This window comes from Flavitalea flava (assembly GCF_054461575.1).
Window position 1 is genome coordinate 1 of the sequence record NZ_JBTLQH010000150.1, and the last position, 511, is coordinate 511.

Genomic DNA, 511 nt, shown 5'->3' on the forward strand with positions numbered 1-511 from the left:
CAACACCCAGCCGTTCCAGATACCCCTGCTGGATCGGCAACAGCCCGCTGGGGCCCTCCAGCCACCCGGACTCCCGGACGCTACTGCCAACGGAAGCCCGAACCGACAAGGCCGCTGACAACCGATCGATCTGCTGGTAACGGAACAGATCGCGCGCCTCCAGCCTATAGCCCAACCGGCGCGCCCGGCTCACCACCTGGATCGTGATGATCGAATCGCCCCCCAACTCAAAAAAATTATCCGTCAACCCCACCCGATCCACCCCCAGCAACCCTTCCCAGATCCCCGCCAGTGACCGCTCCATCGCCGTCCGCGGTGCGCTATAACTTTCTTTTACCCCCCCGGCCACAAAGGGATCCGACAGCGCCTGTTTGTCGATCTTGCCGTTGGCCGTCAACGGCAGAATCGACCGCTCCACCAGCAGCGACGGAACCATATAGTCCGGTAAACGGCTTTCCAAATACGCCAACAGACCCGCTTTGTCAAAGGAACCCTCCGGAACCACAAAACC

At 61.1% G+C, this 511-nt stretch carries 1 protein-coding gene; it reads right to left on the minus strand.

The genetic code is table 11. The annotated features are described in order from the left end of the window. A partial coding sequence (locus ACX0G9_RS31780) for a phosphopantetheine-binding protein (RefSeq protein ID WP_459069024.1) occupies nucleotides 1-469 on the minus strand: 469 nt, incomplete at its 3' end. Nucleotides 470-511 lie beyond the last annotated feature (42 nt).